This is a genomic window from Mycobacterium sp. 852002-50816_SCH5313054-b (assembly GCF_001667185.1).
GTDB lineage: Bacteria > Actinomycetota > Actinomycetes > Mycobacteriales > Mycobacteriaceae > Mycobacterium.
The window spans coordinates 1-15,165 of the sequence record NZ_LZIC01000097.1; the positions used below are offsets into that span (position 1 = coordinate 1).

Annotated in this window: 17 protein-coding genes and 1 pseudogene; 12 read left to right on the plus strand and 6 right to left on the minus strand. The window is 65.2% G+C overall.

Translation table 11 applies throughout. The features are described from left to right. Positions 1–343: pseudogene (locus tag A5787_RS18950) on the plus strand (hypothetical protein); the annotation flags it as partial. A gap of 47 nt (positions 344–390) precedes the next feature. Beyond that, on the plus strand, positions 391–1,194 hold the full coding sequence (locus tag A5787_RS18955) for a hypothetical protein (RefSeq protein WP_066969758.1): 804 nt from the start codon (positions 391–393) through the stop codon (positions 1,192–1,194). A 3-nt stretch (positions 1,195–1,197) separates the two neighbouring features. Here the strand turns inward: A5787_RS18955 and A5787_RS18960 are convergent, their stop codons facing one another. Together A5787_RS18960 and A5787_RS28290 are read right to left on the minus strand one after the other, a co-directional pair. Next, positions 1,198–2,163, minus strand: coding sequence for an SDR family NAD(P)-dependent oxidoreductase (locus tag A5787_RS18960; protein WP_231994062.1), 966 nt, complete (start codon positions 2,161–2,163; stop codon positions 1,198–1,200). After that, complete coding sequence (locus A5787_RS28290) at positions 2,160–3,392, minus strand: cytochrome P450 (protein WP_066969762.1); 1,233 nt, start codon at positions 3,390–3,392, stop codon at positions 2,160–2,162. The genes A5787_RS18960 and A5787_RS28290 overlap by 4 nt, the downstream gene beginning before the upstream one ends. 92 nt (positions 3,393–3,484) lie before the next feature. Between A5787_RS28290 and A5787_RS18970 the strand changes: the two genes are divergently transcribed. Then, positions 3,485–4,114, plus strand: coding sequence for a TetR/AcrR family transcriptional regulator (locus A5787_RS18970; protein WP_066969764.1), 630 nt, complete (start codon positions 3,485–3,487; stop codon positions 4,112–4,114). A 6-nt stretch (positions 4,115–4,120) separates the two neighbouring features. Here A5787_RS18970 and A5787_RS18975 read toward each other — a convergent pair whose 3' ends face one another. The 3 genes from A5787_RS18975 to A5787_RS18985 all read right to left on the minus strand — a co-directional run bounded on the left by A5787_RS18975 (position 4,121) and on the right by A5787_RS18985 (position 6,861). Next, a complete protein-coding gene (locus tag A5787_RS18975; RefSeq protein WP_082977319.1) occupies positions 4,121–4,924 on the minus strand; it encodes a mycofactocin-coupled SDR family oxidoreductase in 804 nt (267 codons plus the stop codon). Then, positions 4,925–6,007, minus strand: a complete 1,083-nt coding sequence (locus A5787_RS18980; protein WP_066969768.1) for a dihydrodipicolinate reductase — start codon at positions 6,005–6,007, stop codon at positions 4,925–4,927. 65 nt (positions 6,008–6,072) lie between these two features. After that, positions 6,073–6,861 (minus strand): SDR family NAD(P)-dependent oxidoreductase, encoded by a 789-nt coding sequence (locus A5787_RS18985; RefSeq protein WP_066969770.1) that lies wholly within the window; start codon positions 6,859–6,861, stop codon positions 6,073–6,075. A gap of 209 nt (positions 6,862–7,070) precedes the next feature. Here A5787_RS18985 and A5787_RS18990 point away from each other — a divergent pair, with 209 nt between their 5' ends. Continuing rightward, entirely contained in the window at positions 7,071–7,670 is a 600-nt protein-coding gene (locus A5787_RS18990) for a TetR/AcrR family transcriptional regulator (RefSeq protein WP_066969771.1), read from the plus strand. 21 nt (positions 7,671–7,691) lie between these two features. Here A5787_RS18990 and A5787_RS18995 read toward each other — a convergent pair whose 3' ends face one another. Continuing rightward, positions 7,692–8,792 carry a dihydrodipicolinate reductase gene (locus A5787_RS18995; protein WP_066969773.1) on the minus strand — a complete coding sequence of 367 codons (1,101 nt, stop codon included), beginning with the start codon at positions 8,790–8,792 and terminating at the stop codon, positions 7,692–7,694. A 394-nt stretch (positions 8,793–9,186) separates the two neighbouring features. On the opposite strand from A5787_RS18995, the gene A5787_RS19000 reads away from it, so the two are divergent. The 8 genes from A5787_RS19000 to A5787_RS19030 all read left to right on the plus strand — a co-directional run bounded on the left by A5787_RS19000 (position 9,187) and on the right by A5787_RS19030 (position 15,133). Next, on the plus strand, positions 9,187–9,834 hold the full coding sequence (locus A5787_RS19000; protein ID WP_156764026.1) for a hypothetical protein: 648 nt from the start codon (positions 9,187–9,189) through the stop codon (positions 9,832–9,834). Positions 9,835–10,022: 188 nt separating this feature from the next. Next, positions 10,023–11,564 carry a nitric oxide reductase activation protein NorD gene (locus A5787_RS19005; RefSeq protein ID WP_066969777.1) on the plus strand — a complete coding sequence of 514 codons (1,542 nt, stop codon included), beginning with the start codon at positions 10,023–10,025 and terminating at the stop codon, positions 11,562–11,564. 18 nt (positions 11,565–11,582) lie between these two features. Next, positions 11,583–12,371: a CbbQ/NirQ/NorQ/GpvN family protein gene (locus A5787_RS19010; protein WP_066969779.1), complete on the plus strand. Its 789-nt coding sequence runs from the start codon at positions 11,583–11,585 to the stop codon at positions 12,369–12,371. A gap of 16 nt (positions 12,372–12,387) precedes the next feature. Next, complete coding sequence (locus A5787_RS28520) at positions 12,388–12,516, plus strand: hypothetical protein (RefSeq protein WP_255361729.1); 129 nt, start codon at positions 12,388–12,390, stop codon at positions 12,514–12,516. An 89-nt stretch (positions 12,517–12,605) separates the two neighbouring features. Further along, entirely contained in the window at positions 12,606–13,211 is a 606-nt protein-coding gene (locus A5787_RS19015) for a hypothetical protein (RefSeq protein ID WP_231994066.1), read from the plus strand. Positions 13,212–13,224: 13 nt separating this feature from the next. After that, positions 13,225–13,668, plus strand: coding sequence for a hypothetical protein (locus A5787_RS19020; protein WP_066969783.1), 444 nt, complete (start codon positions 13,225–13,227; stop codon positions 13,666–13,668). Beyond that, positions 13,665–14,714: a dihydrodipicolinate reductase gene (locus tag A5787_RS19025; RefSeq protein WP_066969785.1), complete on the plus strand. Its 1,050-nt coding sequence runs from the start codon at positions 13,665–13,667 to the stop codon at positions 14,712–14,714. Before A5787_RS19020 ends, A5787_RS19025 begins: the two co-directional genes overlap by 4 nt. After that, on the plus strand, positions 14,711–15,133 hold the full coding sequence (locus A5787_RS19030) for a hypothetical protein (RefSeq protein ID WP_066969787.1): 423 nt from the start codon (positions 14,711–14,713) through the stop codon (positions 15,131–15,133). The genes A5787_RS19025 and A5787_RS19030 overlap by 4 nt, the downstream gene beginning before the upstream one ends. Positions 15,134–15,165: the final 32 nt, after the last annotated feature.

The following is a 15,165-nucleotide window of genomic DNA, read 5'->3' on the forward strand; positions in this document are numbered from 1 at the left end:
AACGACGGCGTGCCTGGTCACCCTCCCCACCCCCCCGCCGCCCCCGCACCCGCCCTCCGGCGACTGGAACGGCGGGTGGGCCGACTTCGCCGGCACCAACCTTCCGGGCGGGGCGGCGCGCGCCGACCCCGGTCCGTTCCTCAACGGCAACGGCCCCGAGCTGGCGAACGGGGATTCGCTGTCATTCGGCGACTACCGCTGCCGCGCCGATCAATCGGGCCTGTTCTGTGTGAACTACGCCCATCAGTCGGCGGTGCGGTTCGCACCCGCCGGCATCCAGCCGTTCGGTTGCCTGAAGCCGGTGCCGCCGCCCGACGGTGTCGGTACGGCTTTCAGCTGCTGAGCGGGCAATTTGCTGCACCCACGGTTTCGGCGTGGGACCATTTGCCGATGAACGCCGACGATGCCGAAAAGCGCATCGCTGACCTGGAACGTCAGCTCGCCGAGCAAAAGCGCATCGCCGAGCTGGAACGTCAACTGGCCGAGGCCAGGGCGGCCGCGGGACAGGATGCCGATTCCGACGATCGGGCACGCCAGTATGCACAGTCGTTGTGGGAGGGCTTGCGCTCCGGCGGTCCGGTGGGCCCCGGCGGGCCGTCCGCGCCCGAAATGGCGCAGCATCGCGAGGCTTTCATGCAAGCCGCGGCCCGGGCGGGCCTTTCGCAGGACCAGATCGACAACATCTTCAAGCACGGCAGGGCGACGTTCAAGGTGGGGCATTCGGTCGTGTATTCCGGGCAGGGCGCCATACCGGACGACGGCGCGGGCGCCGGCATCCGACAGCCACCCGGCTTTCCGCAACAGGTCGGCTCGAAGCGCCACGTCACGCGGGGCCGCCGGCGGCCGTGGGGCATGCGCGGGTGGCCGGACCGAATCGGGGCGATCATCGGGGCCCTCGGCATCTGCATCGGGGCCGCCGCGTCGTTGACCGCAACCATGCCGGCGAGCGCGATGTGGACGAGCCCCTTCGTGTGTGACAGCGGCTACCAGCTGGCGTACAACACCACCAACTACAGCTACCAGCCCGGCCAGTCGGGAACCAGTGTGAGCTTCGAATGCGTCGGCGCCACCGGCTCTTACGAGCCCAGCTGGATCGCGATCGACGCGCTGCAGACCATCCTGGCCACCGTGGTGCTGGGCGCCGCGGTGGGCCTCGGTTTCCTGATCTGGCGAAGCTTCCGCAGGCAGAGCTGACGATCAACCGGGCCGGTTGGCGACGGCGGCGAACAGCTCGCTCATTTCATCGGCGGGCCCGCGCGGAACGGTGTAACCGGCTTCGTCGCGAATCTCCCCGAGGTGATCGCGCACGTCCTCGATGGACAGCCCGGGACTGGAGAAACCCCTTGTCCTGCCGATGAAGAACCGTGCGACGTGCCCGGCGCCGGCCGTGTAGATCTCCCCGGAAACCGGACAGTCCCGATGGGTCAGGAAGGCGGCGACCGGAGCCACGAGTGCCGGATCGAGTTCCCGAAGGTATTGGCCGACAAGGTCGTCCAGCACCGCCCGCGCCGCCGCCGCACCAGGCCGCCCGGCGCCTTGCAGGGATTGCTCGAGCATCCGCGTATAGGCGATCGGGGCGATGGCATTGACCTTGATGTCGTGGGCGGCCCCTTCGGCGGCCAGCACCCGGGTGAAGCCGATCAGCCCGGTCTTGGCCGCCCCGTAGTTGCTCATGCGTTCGGCGCCAAGGATTCCCGCGGCCGAGCAGGTGTTGAGTATCCGGCCGTAGCGGCGCTCACGCATCACCGCCCACGCGGGCCGCGTCACGTAGAACGCGCCCCTGAGGTGCACATCGATGAGCGGGTCGAGCCGGTCGGCGGTCATGTCCTCGAAGGGTGCGTCGCCGACGATTCCGGCGTTGTTGATGACGATGTCCACCCGACCCCAGGTGCGCACGGCGGCGTCGACGATCGCCTCTCCGCCAGCGGGACTCGTCACGCTGTGCGTGTCGGCGACGGCCTGGCCGCCGCCTTGACGGATCTCATCGACGACGGCGCGCGCCGCGGCACCGTCGGAGCCGTCCCCGGTCACCGAACCGCCGATGTCGTTGACGACGACGCGCGCGCCCCTGGCCGCCAGCAGCAGCGCATACTGCCGGCCCAATCCCCCGCCGGCGCCGGTGATCACGGCAACCTGGTCGTCGAACCGCAGATCTTTGCTCACCAACTGACCGGCAACTCTTTCATGCCGTAGATGTTGGCGTCTTTGAAGCTCAGTTCGCCCGGCGTCACTGCTAACTTCAACCCGGGTAGCCGGCGCGCCAGAGTGGTGAACGCAACCTGCATTTCGACACGAGCCAGGTTCGCTCCGATGCATTGATGTACGCCGTACCCGAAGCCCAAGTGCCCGCGGGGGTTTCGGCCGGCCCGGAAGGATTCGGGATCGTCGACGAATTCGGGGTCCCAGTTTCCGGCGAGCAGGTTCATCATGACGAACTCCCCGGCGCGTATCAGCTGGCCAGCGATCAGCAGATCTTCGGTCGCCACGCGATCAACCTGGCTGTGCACGATGCTGAGGTAGCGCATCAGCTCTTCGACGATGTTCGCGACGACCACAGGGTCGTCGGTCTGTCCGAGCCGCTGGAACACCTCCGGATGTTCCAGCAGCGCAACGGTTCCCAAGGAAATCATGTTGGCGGTCGTTTCGTGGCCGGCCTGCATCATGATCACGCTGTTCATGGCCGCGGTGGCGTTGTCGAGTTGACCGATCGCCACATATTCGGTGACCAGGCGGCTGATCAAGTCGTCGCCGGGTTCGCGCGCCTTGCGTTCCACCAACTCCTCGATGTAAGCGTACATGGCCCCGAACGCCTGGCCCTTTTCCGCGTCGGTGGACTTCTGGTCAAGCCCCTTCGTCGTGTTGTGCTGGAAGAGCGCGAGGTCGTCGGGCGGCACCCCCAGCAGCAGCGCGATCACCATTGACGGCACCGGCAAGGCGAATTGACGCACCAAATCGGCCGGCGCACCGTTATCGATCATCTGGCCGAGATAGTGGTCGACCATCTCCTGGATGTGCGGCCGCATCGATTCGCAACGCCGGAAGGTGAAGTTGGTGGTCATCATCCGCCGCAACCGTTGATGCTCGGGATCGTCGGTCCGCGCGAACATCACCGGGACCCTGTTCTCGTCGTCCTTCGGCATGATCGAGTCCGGAATGGTCTTCGCGGACAAGCGCGGATCGACCAGCGCCGCTCTGATGTCGCGGTAGCGGCTGACCACCCAGACCGGGTTGCCCTGGAACATCGCCCTTCGCAGCCCCGGTTGGTCCCGCCACTGCACGAACTCGGCCGGGGGCGCGAGCGGGCATCGCCCCGGCCGCGGGAGGGGCAGCACCGGAAGATCGGCATCAGGGCGGGAGTCGGCGGTTCCGAACGATTTGGAAGTTGTTGACATAAACCGCGTTTCCCATTAAGTGGCAGATGTCTGACAGTTGTAGAGCCTAAAGCCGGTCCGGGTGGCAGTCAACTGTCGGTTAGGCTGTCGGCATGTCCGGGGTTGAAGACCGGCCATTGCGGGCGGACGCGGCGCGCAACGTCGAGCGCATACTGCGCGCGGCGCGGGACGTCTATGCCGAGTTCGGGCCCGACGCACCAGTGGAGGCCGTCGCGCGCCGGGCGGGCGTCGGTGAGCGAACCCTCTACCGCAGGTTTCCGGCGAAGGCCGACCTGGTTCGTGCCGCCCTCGATCAGAGCATCGCCGAGGACCTCACGCCGGTGATCGACAAAGCCCGGCGCGCCGAGGACCCGCTGCGCGGGCTCACCCAGCTGATCGAAGCGGCGATATCGCTGGGCGCCCGTGAACACAGCCTGCTGACCGCGGCCCGCCGGGCCGGGTCACTCACATCCGACATCTCGGTTTCGCTCAACGAGGCGCTCGGCGAGCTTGCCCGCGAGGGCCAGCGAGTCGGCAGCATCCGCGCAGACCTGGTCACCGACGACCTACCTCGCCTGATCGCGATGCTCTTCAGCGTGTTGGCGACCATGGATGCGGACTGCGACGGCTGGAGACGCTATGTCGCCCTCGTCGTCGATGCGGTATCGGTCAACGAGCGACAGCCGCTGCCTCCGGCCGCGCCGCTGCGCTATGAGGTCGGGCCGGATAGCTGGCCGCTGTAAGCGTTCTTAGTTGATGGTGACCCCGGCGTCGACCTTGAACTGCAGCCCCGTCACGTATCGGGACTCATCGGATAGCAAGAACAGCACCGCGCTGCTGACGTCGGCCGGCTCCACAGCCGGGGTGGGCATCGCGTTGACGAAGATGGGAATCAGGTCGGACCGTTGCTCACCCAGAAGAGGCCCGAACGACGGCGGAACCATCCCGGTGGGAACGCCGGTGGGAAGCACCGTGTTGACGCGCACGTTCTGGGCCGCCAATTCATTCGCCAAGGCCAGCGTCAACCCGACGACGCCGTACTTCGCCGAGGTGTAGGGCGTCTGCAGCGGGAAGCCTTTGATGGCACCGGCAGAGCTGACGTTGACCAGGCTGCCACCACCCTGGTCGAGCAGGTGCGGTATCGCGGCCGCGCAGGTGTTCCAAACGCCGATGAGGTTCACGTCGACCACCGTGCGCCACTGATCGGCGGTCGTGGTGTCCCAGGACGCCACCGTGAGCACACCGGCGTTGGCGACCGCCCCGTCGAGACCTCCCAGCTCGCCCGCGCCCTCATCGACCGCACAGCGCAGTCGCGCTTCGTCGCGAACATCGACGATGCGACTCACGCAGCGGCGGCCGAAATCCCGGACCAGTTCTGTCGTTTCGGCCAGGTCGCCTTCGGTGGCCAAGGGATACTCGATCTGCGGCAAGGATTGGCAGATGTCGACCAGGATGAGGTCCGCACCCTCCTCGGCTAGTCGTAGCGCATGACTGCGTCCCATGCCGCGGGCAGCACCGGTGATCAGAAAGCGTTTACCGGCAACGCGTCCCACCTACTGCTCGTTCCACATCAGGCCGCGCATCGTCGCGGACAGCGGGATGTCCTCCACGCCGATCAGTCCCTGGGGCGCGCGGCACACCCAGTCGACCGCGTTGACGACGCGACCCGCCGTGGAGATGCAGCCGGCGTCGGTGGCATCGAAAAGCGGGTGCGAAACATGGGTGTTGATTTCCACCCGCGGTTCACCCTCCACGACGACACGATGAACGCCGGTGTGGCCCACGGGCGGGAATTCCCAGTCGGGGGCCGCGGCCTGGGTGAGCCTCGTGACGTGCTCGAGGGTGATCACCGGCTTGCCGTCGCGGACGCCCTCGGTGGCGAACCGCACCGCGGCCATCCCTCCCGGCTGCACCGTCATCATGGTGCAGTCGATGCGCTCGGGTGTGAACCAGCGTTCGATGCGCTGGCGCACGTCCTCGAGCTTGATGTCGAGATGGTCCGCCAAGCTGCGGACCTGGCCACCCCACATCGCCACGATAACCCCGGGCAAGAACATCATCGGCGAGTCGTCGTCCGCCGTGGTTCCGAACCCCATTGCGGCGCCAGTGAATTCGGCGTCGTCGTAGTTTCCGTAGTCGAAAATCTCTTGCACGGTGATCGACTCGACCCGAGTGGTCAGGCTGGCCGCCGAGTGCACCAGCGTATCGCCGGAGAAACCGGGGTCGATGCCGTTGACGTACAGCGAGGTGTTGCCGGCCGCACAGGCGCGCTGCAGGGGCTCCCGCAACCAATCGTCGGCGTGGCGGGGCGTGACCAGCCAGACCATCGACGTACCGACGACGTTGCTGCCCGCCGCGAGGAACTTGGCCATCTGTTCGATGGCTTCCATCGGCCGGGTTTCCCCCTGAGATGTGTACACCACGCAGTCGGCGCCGAGGGCCACGAGGGCGTCGATGTCGTCCGTGGCGATGATGCCGGTCGGCCGCTTTAGCCCGCAGAGCTCGGCGGCATCCCGGCCGATCTTCCCGGCGCCGGCGGCGTGCACGCCGACCAGTTCGAGGTCCGGCCTGCCGATGATGGCCCGCAACGAATGCCTTCCAACGTTTCCGGTGGAGAATTGGATCACTCTGCGCATTGTTGCTCTCACCCTTTCAGCGATGACCGATGACCCATCATGACGCGTTCAATCGCAACGCAGGGTCAGTAGTCGGGAATGGGCAGCGGCGAATTGTTGGAGTCGATGCCCCCGTCGACGTGGAAGGTCGCGTTGGTCGCGTAACAATCGCGCGTGCACAGATACACCGCGAGCCGCCCGAGATCCTCCACGTCGCCGAGTCGATGCAGCGGCGTCGCCTCTTGCATCTTCTCCAGCGACCCCGGCATCAAGTCCAGGCTGCCCCGCAGACCGTCGGTGGCGAACGAACCCAGGGCGATGGCGTTGACGCGAATCTTCGGAGCGAGTTCCTGCGCCATGGCGCGGGTGAGCGCTTCGAGGCCGCCCTTGGCGACGCAATAGGCGGTCAGCGCCCGGATGCCGAATCGCGCCGAGCCCGACGAGATGTTGATGATGGAACCGTGTCCGGCACTGAGCATGTGCGGCGCCGTGAGCTGACTCATGATGAAGGCCGAGGTCACACACCAGTCGAACGTGTGCCGGAAGTCTTCGTCGGTGATGTCCAAAAATCGCGCGTAGGTCGACCCACCGACGTTGTTGACGAGAATATCGATGCGGCCGAAGCGATCCATGGCCGTGTTCACCACGCGTTCCCCGTCGGGACGCCTCATCGCGTCGGCGACGAGCGCCAGACCCTTGCCGCCCGCGGCCTCGATACCCTCAATCGTGTCAACGATATCCGCCTCGGTGCGCGCGGTCCCCACGATCGTGGCTCCAGCCTCCGCCAAGACCCGGGCGATGCCTGCCCCGACACCCTTCCCGGCGCCCGTGACGATCGCGACCTGTCCGTCCAACCGGAATTGCTCCAGTGCCATGCCGGGCTCCTTCGATCGCGTGCGGTATGCGCCGTTCAATCTAGGAATCTTGCTGACTAAAGTCAACGACTTTGCGGGATCAGGATCTCTGGCGACCGGTGTGAGACAACAATGATCAAGTTGTACAACCATTTCTGGCCGGAACACGGCATAATGGGCGGGTTAGCCTCGCAACTCTTACAAGAGTCGGGTCAACCGTGAGGAAAGAAATGGCTGTGACGGATCGGCTGTCGGCTCGAGAAGCCAAGCGCCTGCAGACGAGGGAGCGTTTGATGGGCGCCGCGATCGCGGAGTTCGCCCGCGCCGGGATGGCCGAGGCCGACGTCAGTGCCATCGTGGCCGCAGCGGGAGTCGCCCACGGCACATTCTTCTTCCACTTCCCTACCAAGGAGCATGTGCTGCTGGAGTTGGAGCACCGCGAAGAGGAACGCATAGCCAAGCAGTTCGCACATTTCCTGAAGTCCAAGCACGATCTTGCGTCCGCATTGAACGAGGCGGTCCGCCTGGTGGTGGGATTGGAACGCAGACTGGGCGATCTGCTCTTCAATGACTTTCTGGCGCTGCACTTCTCCCAAACCCGCCCGCAGACCGAAGACGGCAGGGATCACCCCTTGATCGTTTTGGTCGCCCAGGAAATCGCGCTTGCCCAAGAGCGCGGCGAGGCGGATACGCAAGTGATTCCCATGAACAGCGCCGTGTTCTTCCTGCTGGGTCTCTACGCCCTGTTGATCACCACCAACCACTGGCCGACCGGCCACGCCCTATTGGAAGACTACGTTGCAAGGACGTTGCGCAGTCTGAAGCCCTGATTCCGCAACGCCTCAACGCTACTAACGCACCACGCCACGCAACGGCACCAAGCCGAGTTCCTTATGGGTCAGGAACCCCGGCGCGGCCTCGCACACGGCGGGAACCGTGTTCGCCGGGCCCATCGCAGTCCACGTGTAGCCGGGCTTGGGGTAATTGCCCTGCGGATCCGCCGGCGCCTGCAGGATCAACTCGGTGGGCTCGTCGCCCTCGATCACGATGCGGTAGTGATAGTGGCCGCCCCAATCCGGCTGCGGCTCAATGGCATCGTATTCGTCCATGGTGTACATCTCGTGGAAGGTGATGAGGGGCTTGCCGTCGACCCACGTCGTCCATTTGTGATGCTGGGAGGCGACGGTGCCCTTCTTGATCGAGCCCTGGAAGCCCGGCATGTCGCTGGTCGGGCCGCCTTCGTACGGGATGTCGCGAATCGCCGTTCCCAGCTCGACGTCCGTCGTGTATCGGTCGACGGTCTTCCCGAGGCCGTCGACCACCATGGCCATCGATTGGGCGAACAGCGGCCAGGCGTTACCCAGCAGATTCGGCCCGGCCATGAACTCTTCCGGGGTGTTACCCATCCCCATCTCGTGCAAGTACTTCAACGTGTCCTTGCCGAAGTTCACCACCTCGTAGATGTGGATGGCGTCGATCCGGCTGACGATGCGGGCCAGCGTCAGGACGAGCAGGTCTCCGGCAAATCCAGGGTTGACGCCGCCCGCATGAAACGACGTTCCGCCCTCGTGGCAGGCCGCATCGATCTTGTCGATGTCCGCTTGGCTGTGCTCGGTTCGAAACCACCACGCGCCACCCGAGGCGACGACGTTCTTGCCTGCGCGCAGCAGGCGGCAGACCTCGTCGGGATCCGACCAGAGCGGCGCGTAGAACACGCAATCCGCGTCGAGCGCCTCGATCGCCGCCTTGTCGGTGGTGGCGAGCACCCCGATCGGCGCGACACCGACGAGCTCGCCGGCGTCCTTGCCCACCTTCTCCGGGCGATTGCACAGCACCCCGACCACCTCGAAAGCCGGGTTATGTGCGAAATGACGGAGCGCCACGGTCCCGACGTTGCCCACGCCCCACTGGATCACGCGATACTTCTTCTCGGCCGGCGATTTGAGCGTCATCGCTACTCCTTTGCATGCACCGACACGGCTGAGCGCCCGCTGAGCGTAGGCGCGCCTTGAACCGTGTGTCAACGATTAGCAGCCTGACTTCTGTCAGTAGGACGGTCTGTCCCGGGCGCACGCGGCAGGCGGCGTCACGTCCGAATCCTGCCGTTGTGCCCCGCAATAACACCATGAAGCTCCGGGAGCGGCAGCGGATCGCCACCAGCTCCGCAGCAACTCCGCCGACTCTTCTGCTGACTACAGTCAGCCTGTTATAGTGCACACGCCGATCTAATCAGCATGACGGGGAGAGTTCGTGAATCTGCCGAAGCTGCGCCAGCGTGCTGCCGGCATTGACACGGCAGCGGGATCAAGCGGCGCTGCCACACCGAGTTTGACGATCGACGAACACATGGAGCGGTCGCGGCTGGCGCAGCGTGAGGCCGACAAGTGGCTCATTTCCGGCAGCCTCCTGATCGGCACCGCCGCCCTCGGCGTCTTCGGCTTGCCGCTATTCCTGTGGGGGGCGCGGTTGCTGCGCCGGGCCCAACGGGATGGCCTCTCCGTCCGCCCGATGCTGGTCACGTTGCTCGGCTACCTGGTCATCATCGACGCCGCGATCAACACCGTCGGATGGGCGCTCGACCTGGTGGCAAATCACACGCTGCTGGCGCGCGTGCTGCTCAACGGGTGGGGCAACATGTTCGACGCCGGCTACTTCTGGCACTACAACGAACTGTGGGTCGGCGGGGCGGCCGGCCCCGGCGAAAAGGCCATGGAAGTCGGTCTGATCCTGACCGTCTTCACCATGCGCATCGCCGCCGCCATCGGCTTCCTGCAGATGAAACGCTGGGGCCACCAGTGGATGGTCATCACCTGCTGGATGGGCGTGGTGATCTGGATTACCTACGTCTTCAACATGACCATGTTCGCCGACGTGCGATTCGCCGGGGTCGTGCTGCCGGTCGTCGGCTGGTGGCTCTACGACATCTTCTACATCACGCCGTTCCTCGCCATTCCGTACCTGCACACCGTCAACCGCGAACTCTTCTCCGACTGAGATGGGCGAGCCGAAATTCATTACGTCACCAAGGAGGTCACATCGTGGGCTATCTGTGGGAGATCCTTCGCTACGTCGCAGCTTGGGGCGGCACCGGCCTGATCATCTGGTTCTGGTACTGGCTGTTCTCCAACATCGGTACGTTCTGAACCGCGGGCCGGGTAGGCGCAACATGCTGGATTCGGCCGATGGCTGAGTATTCCGATGCCCATGCGATGGCGCTGGAACGGAGTTGCGCCGTGACGGCGGTCGCGCTGAGCGAGCGACGTCGCGAAGGCGTCCGGCTCGTCACGGGCGAACGACGCGGATTCGGCTTGAACGCGGCGCTCACCTTCGTTCATATCCCCTACCCCGCCCCCGGGCTATCGCAGTCCGATTGGACACGCAGAACCCTGACATGCGGTGTGGCCCTCCAATGTTCGCCCTCGAAAGAACGCATCACCGAATATCGCCTGAACGAGCTATCCGCACGCGAGCTCCGCGCGCTCACGCTTGTCGAGGCCGGCGTCGCCCTCGGCTGGATCGCGTCGCGCTGGCCGGGGCTGCTGTCCGAGGTCCGACAAGCGCTACCGGAGCTCCACGCCGAAGCCGGTGACATGGACGCCGCGCGGATGCTGAACAGAGCCATGGCGTTGGCGGCCACCGGCCAGGCGTTGACGGTTCATCCGCTGCTGGGCACTTTGCCACGGGCCTACACGACGCCGCGCGGATTGGCCGACAGGTTGCGACGCAGCTTCGGCAGGATGCCGTGGACGACGATGCAGAAACGTCTTCCGCGGCCGTACTCGGTTCCCGTCGGCGGAGACGGGGGTGTCCGCAATCCCAACCTGCCGCCACCGAGCCGGCCGCAGGACAACGATCTCGACGTCACGCCGGACCACCGGCCCGGGATCCCCTATCCCGAATGGAACATGTGGACACAGCGATTCATGCACGACCATGTCGCGGTCATCGAGCATGCCGACGGTCGGCGCATCCGCCGTCCGGCGCCGGTGACCGTCGACGTACGCAAGTGGTTCGAAGAACACACCCATCGTGCGATGAAGAACCGCCTCGAAGACGGCTGCGACCTCGACGTCGACCAATACGTCAACCATTACATCGACCTGTCTACCGGCAAGGCGAAGGAGCCGAGGGTATTCCGTGACTTGCTGCCCAGCGGCCGCGACGTCACCACCGCACTGCTGCTCGACGGCAGTTCGTCGCTGGGGGTACACGGCGGTCGAGTTTTCCAGCTCGAACTGGCCTGTGCCGATGCACTTTCGCGCGCCATGACGCTGGCACGCGAGCCTCATGGTGTTTTCGTGTTCACCGGCAACACGCGTCATCGAGTCGACGTGCGGTGTCTGAAGGACTTCGAAGACCGCCATTTCGTACCGCCGAGTGGGCTCGGCCTGGCCGCGCGGGGATACACCAGACTCGGTGCGCCGCTTCGGCATTTGACCAGCCGACTGCTGGCGCAGCCCTCCGAGCGACGCCTGCTGATCGTCATCGGAGACGGGCTGATCTCCGATGAAGGCTACGAGGGCCGTTATGCCTGGGCTGATGCCGCGCACGCCGTCGAGGAGGCCAACGATGCCGGGGTGTCGATGTACTACGTGGGCGTGGGACCGACTCGAGTCGATCCACTTCCCGAGGTGTTCGGCCCTCGCCGGTCGCAACGGATCCGGCGCATCGAGGAGCTGCCCCGGGTGCTGGCCCATGTCCACCGTGAACTGGTCGCCGCGTGACCGCCGACTGAGGAAGAGATGACCACCGAGACATATTTCGCTAACGGCAACGAAATTCAGCTGTTCGAGCGGGCCTTCCACCGGCGCATTCCGGTAATGCTGACCGGTCCAACCGGATGCGGCAAGACCCGTTTCGTCGAACACATGGGCTCACTGTTGCAGCGACCCGTCGTCACCATCAGTTGCCACGACGATCTCACCAGCTCCGACCTCGTCGGCCGCTTCATGGTGACCGGAGGCGACGTCGTCTGGACCGATGGCCCGTTGACGCGGGCCGTAAAAGCCGGTGCGATCTGCTACCTCGATGAAGTCGTCGAAGCCCGGCACGACTCGTTGGCGATCCTGCATTCGCTCACCGACCACCGACGGTCGCTGTACCTCGACCGCGCCGGCGAAGTGGTGAAAGCACCGCAGGAGTTCATGCTGGTGTGTTCGTACAACCCGGCATACCGCAGCTCGCTCAAAGAGCTCAAACCGTCGTTCCGCCAGCGGTTCGTCACGCTGGCGATGCGGTACTTGCTGCCGGACCGCGAGGCCGAGGTGATCGTCGCCGAATCCGGCATTCCCGTGGCGACGGCCCAACGGCTGGTCGGATGCGCGGTCGCGATCCGCACTGCCGACGAAGTCTTTCACTTCGAGCCGCCGTCGACCAGGGTGCTGGTCACGGCCGCGCAGCTGATCGCCGCCGGTGCAACCGAATTGGATGCGGCCGACGCTTGCATACTCGCGCCGCTGAGCACCGACGGCGCGGTCACCGACGGTCTACGCGAAGTCGCGGCAGCCAGCCTGGCCACCAGTTCGTCTTAGGAAGGGAGCAACCGGCATGGACCGACAGGAGCAGAAGCGCAAGAGGGCGCTCATCGTCTTCCAGATATTCATCTACGGCTACTTGCTGGTGATGTTTGGAATCCAGCTCTACATGTCGTTTGCGCGGGGGTGGTGGGAGCTGTGAGTCTTCTTCCTACCCCGACGGGTTCCTCGGTCAGCCTCGAGGATCACCACGACGAATCCCGCCAGGCCCAGCGCCGCGCCGATAAGTGGATGATCGTCGGCGCCGCCCTGATGGGCATGTGGGCGCCGGGTCTGATCGGATTTCCCATTTTCATGCGTGGGGTGTGGCTGCAGCGCCAAGCGCTGCGCGCCGGCCTGTCGGTGCGGCCCATGATCGTGACTCTCATCGGTTATCTGGTCCTGATCGACGGAATGCTCAACAGTCTGGGCTGGGCCCTGGACCTGGTCGCCAACCACACCTTGATCAACCGGGTGCTGATGGTCGGGTGGGGCAACATGTTCGACGCCGGTTATTTCTGGCATTACAACGAACTCTGGGTCGGGGGCGCTGCGGGGCCGGGCGAGAAAGCCTATGTGGCGGGATTGATCCTGACGGTGTTCTCCATGCGGGTGGCCGCGGCGATCGGGTTTCTCCAGATGAAGCGGTGGGGCCACCAGTGGATGGTCGTCACCTGCTGGATGGGCGTGGTGATCTGGTCCGCCTACGTGTTCAACATGACCATGTTCGCCGACGTGCGCTATGCCGGTGTGGTTTTCCCGGTGATCGGCTGGTGGCTCTACGACATCTTCTACATCACCCCGTTCCTCGCCATTCCGTACCTGCACACCGTCAATCGCGAAATCTTCTCCGACTAGAAGGGGCAGTGCCATGACCAATCCTTCTGTACCGCCAACCGCCGAAGACAACGACCCGGCCACCACCGACCTGGAGCCTGGGACAACCCCCTACTACGCGCGAATGCACAAATGGATCAAGCGCGCCGTGTTGGTGTGCCTGGTGGCACTGGTGATCGAGGGCGCGTTCACGTTGCCGTTCATGGCGGTCTATTACGGCTACCCCACGCTGAGCCTCACCGAGATCTGCAGCGAGCTGCTCAAGATCCGCTACTCCAACGACACCTTGGAGTGCAAGTACCCGTACCCGCCGTTTGGACCACCGGAGGGCGCCGAGGGCAAGCCGACCGCGCAGGACGTGTGGGGCATCCAGCCGATCCCGAAGTACCACCGGCTTGGGTTCCGCGAACTCGTCAGGATCCACGACGAACGACTCGCCCGCCAGGCCGCCCAACAGCACGCGGCGCCGCACCCGTGACCTACCGGGTGGTTCAGTGGACGACCGGTAACGTCGGCAAGAGTTCGGTCCGGGCGATCGCCGCAAACCCGACGCTGGAGCTGATCGGGTGCTACGCCTGGTCGCCGGCGAAGGTCGGGCGCGATGTCGGCGAACTGTGCGGCATCGAAGCGCTCGATGTGAAGGCCACCAACGATATTGAGGCGCTGCTCGCGCTGAAGCCGGACTGTGTGGTCTACAACCCGATGTTCGCCAACGTCGGCGAGCTGGTCCGCATCCTCGAGGCGGGCGTCAACGTCGTGGGCACGGCCGGGTTCATCACCGGCCACTTCCTCGGTGCGGGCCGCGAGCGCATCGCACGGGCGTGCGAAGCGGGCGGATCGACGATCTTCGGCACCGGCATCAACCCCGGCTTCATCCAACTGCTGACCATCGTGTCGGCGGGGCTCTCGGATCGCGTGGACAAGGTGTCGGTGCTGGAATCCTTCGATACCACGATCTACGACTCGCCGGCGACCGAAATCCCCATGGGCTTCGGCTATCCCATCGGCCAGCAGGATCTGCCGGCGATCACCGAGAAGGGGTCCGGCGTCTTCCGGGACGCCGTGTTGCTGCTCGCCGATGCCCTCGGCGTCGAGCTCGACGACGTCCGTTGTGAAGCCGAGTACGCCCAGACCACCGAGGATCTGCCCCTGCCCGGAGACTGGACCATCGCGACGGGTTGCGTCGCGGGCGTCCACGTTCGCTGGAAAGGAATCTTGGCTGGCCGAGAGATCATCGAAATCGGTGGTCAATGGCGCAAAGGGCAAGCGCTGGAACCGGATTGGCCCCTGGACATGGGCTACACGGTCGAGGTGCAGGGCCGACCGACCATCAAGACCACGCTGAGCTTCCTTCCGCCGCCGGACTTTGAAGGCACGACGCTGGACGACTACATCATGTTGGGGCTCACCATCACCGCCGTGCCGGCGATCACCGCGATACCCGCCGTCGTCGCCGCACCGCCCGGCATCGTCACCTACAACGACCTGCCCCTACTGCTTCCTCGTGGAGTCCTGACAACATGACGGCAACACAACAGCCTTCGCTCCATCACGTCGTGTTCGCTGTGGCGCCGGAACGACATGCGGCCGCGGCACAGATGTTCAGCGATCTGGGGTTTGTCTTCGAGCCCCTGCAACTGGCCGAGCTCGGCCTGGACATCCATCTTGACTGGAATCGAGGCATCGAGCTGATCAGCCCCATACCCGGGTCGGCCGGGGAGGTCGCCGCTTCGGTGACCGAGTTCCTCGAGCGTCACGGTGACGGCGTGTTCACCGTGGTAATCGGGGTTCCGGAAGCGGCTTCGGCCGACGCCGTCGCCGAGCGCTACGGCGCCACAACGCGGTTCCGGCAGCGACTGGAAGGCGGGGGCACCTACCTCGACGAAAACGACGTGTCGATCCTGGGTCTGCCGCTGACCTTCCTGGCAACCAATATTCCGTGATCGGAGGCGGCGTGGCCGAGGCTGGTGACCCA

Coding starts and splice junctions, on each gene's coding strand:
- A5787_RS19030 (WP_066969787.1), top strand. CDS start 14,711: ATGACGGCAACACAACAGCCTTCGCTCCATCACGTCGTGTTCGCTGTG.
- A5787_RS19000 (WP_156764026.1), top strand. CDS start 9,187: ATGGAGCGGTCGCGGCTGGCGCAGCGTGAGGCCGACAAGTGGCTCATT.
- A5787_RS18980 (WP_066969768.1), bottom strand. CDS start 6,007: ATGCGCAGAGTGATCCAATTCTCCACCGGAAACGTTGGAAGGCATTCG.
- A5787_RS28290 (WP_066969762.1), bottom strand. CDS start 3,392: ATGTCAACAACTTCCAAATCGTTCGGAACCGCCGACTCCCGCCCTGAT.
- A5787_RS18990 (WP_066969771.1), top strand. CDS start 7,071: ATGGCTGTGACGGATCGGCTGTCGGCTCGAGAAGCCAAGCGCCTGCAG.
- A5787_RS19005 (WP_066969777.1), top strand. CDS start 10,023: ATGGCTGAGTATTCCGATGCCCATGCGATGGCGCTGGAACGGAGTTGC.
- A5787_RS18985 (WP_066969770.1), bottom strand. CDS start 6,861: ATGGCACTGGAGCAATTCCGGTTGGACGGACAGGTCGCGATCGTCACG.
- A5787_RS18970 (WP_066969764.1), top strand. CDS start 3,485: ATGTCCGGGGTTGAAGACCGGCCATTGCGGGCGGACGCGGCGCGCAAC.
- A5787_RS18995 (WP_066969773.1), bottom strand. CDS start 8,792: ATGACGCTCAAATCGCCGGCCGAGAAGAAGTATCGCGTGATCCAGTGG.
- A5787_RS28520 (WP_255361729.1), top strand. CDS start 12,388: ATGGACCGACAGGAGCAGAAGCGCAAGAGGGCGCTCATCGTCTTCCAG.
- A5787_RS19020 (WP_066969783.1), top strand. CDS start 13,225: ATGACCAATCCTTCTGTACCGCCAACCGCCGAAGACAACGACCCGGCC.
- A5787_RS19010 (WP_066969779.1), top strand. CDS start 11,583: ATGACCACCGAGACATATTTCGCTAACGGCAACGAAATTCAGCTGTTC.
- A5787_RS18955 (WP_066969758.1), top strand. CDS start 391: ATGAACGCCGACGATGCCGAAAAGCGCATCGCTGACCTGGAACGTCAG.
- A5787_RS19015 (WP_231994066.1), top strand. CDS start 12,606: ATGATCGTCGGCGCCGCCCTGATGGGCATGTGGGCGCCGGGTCTGATC.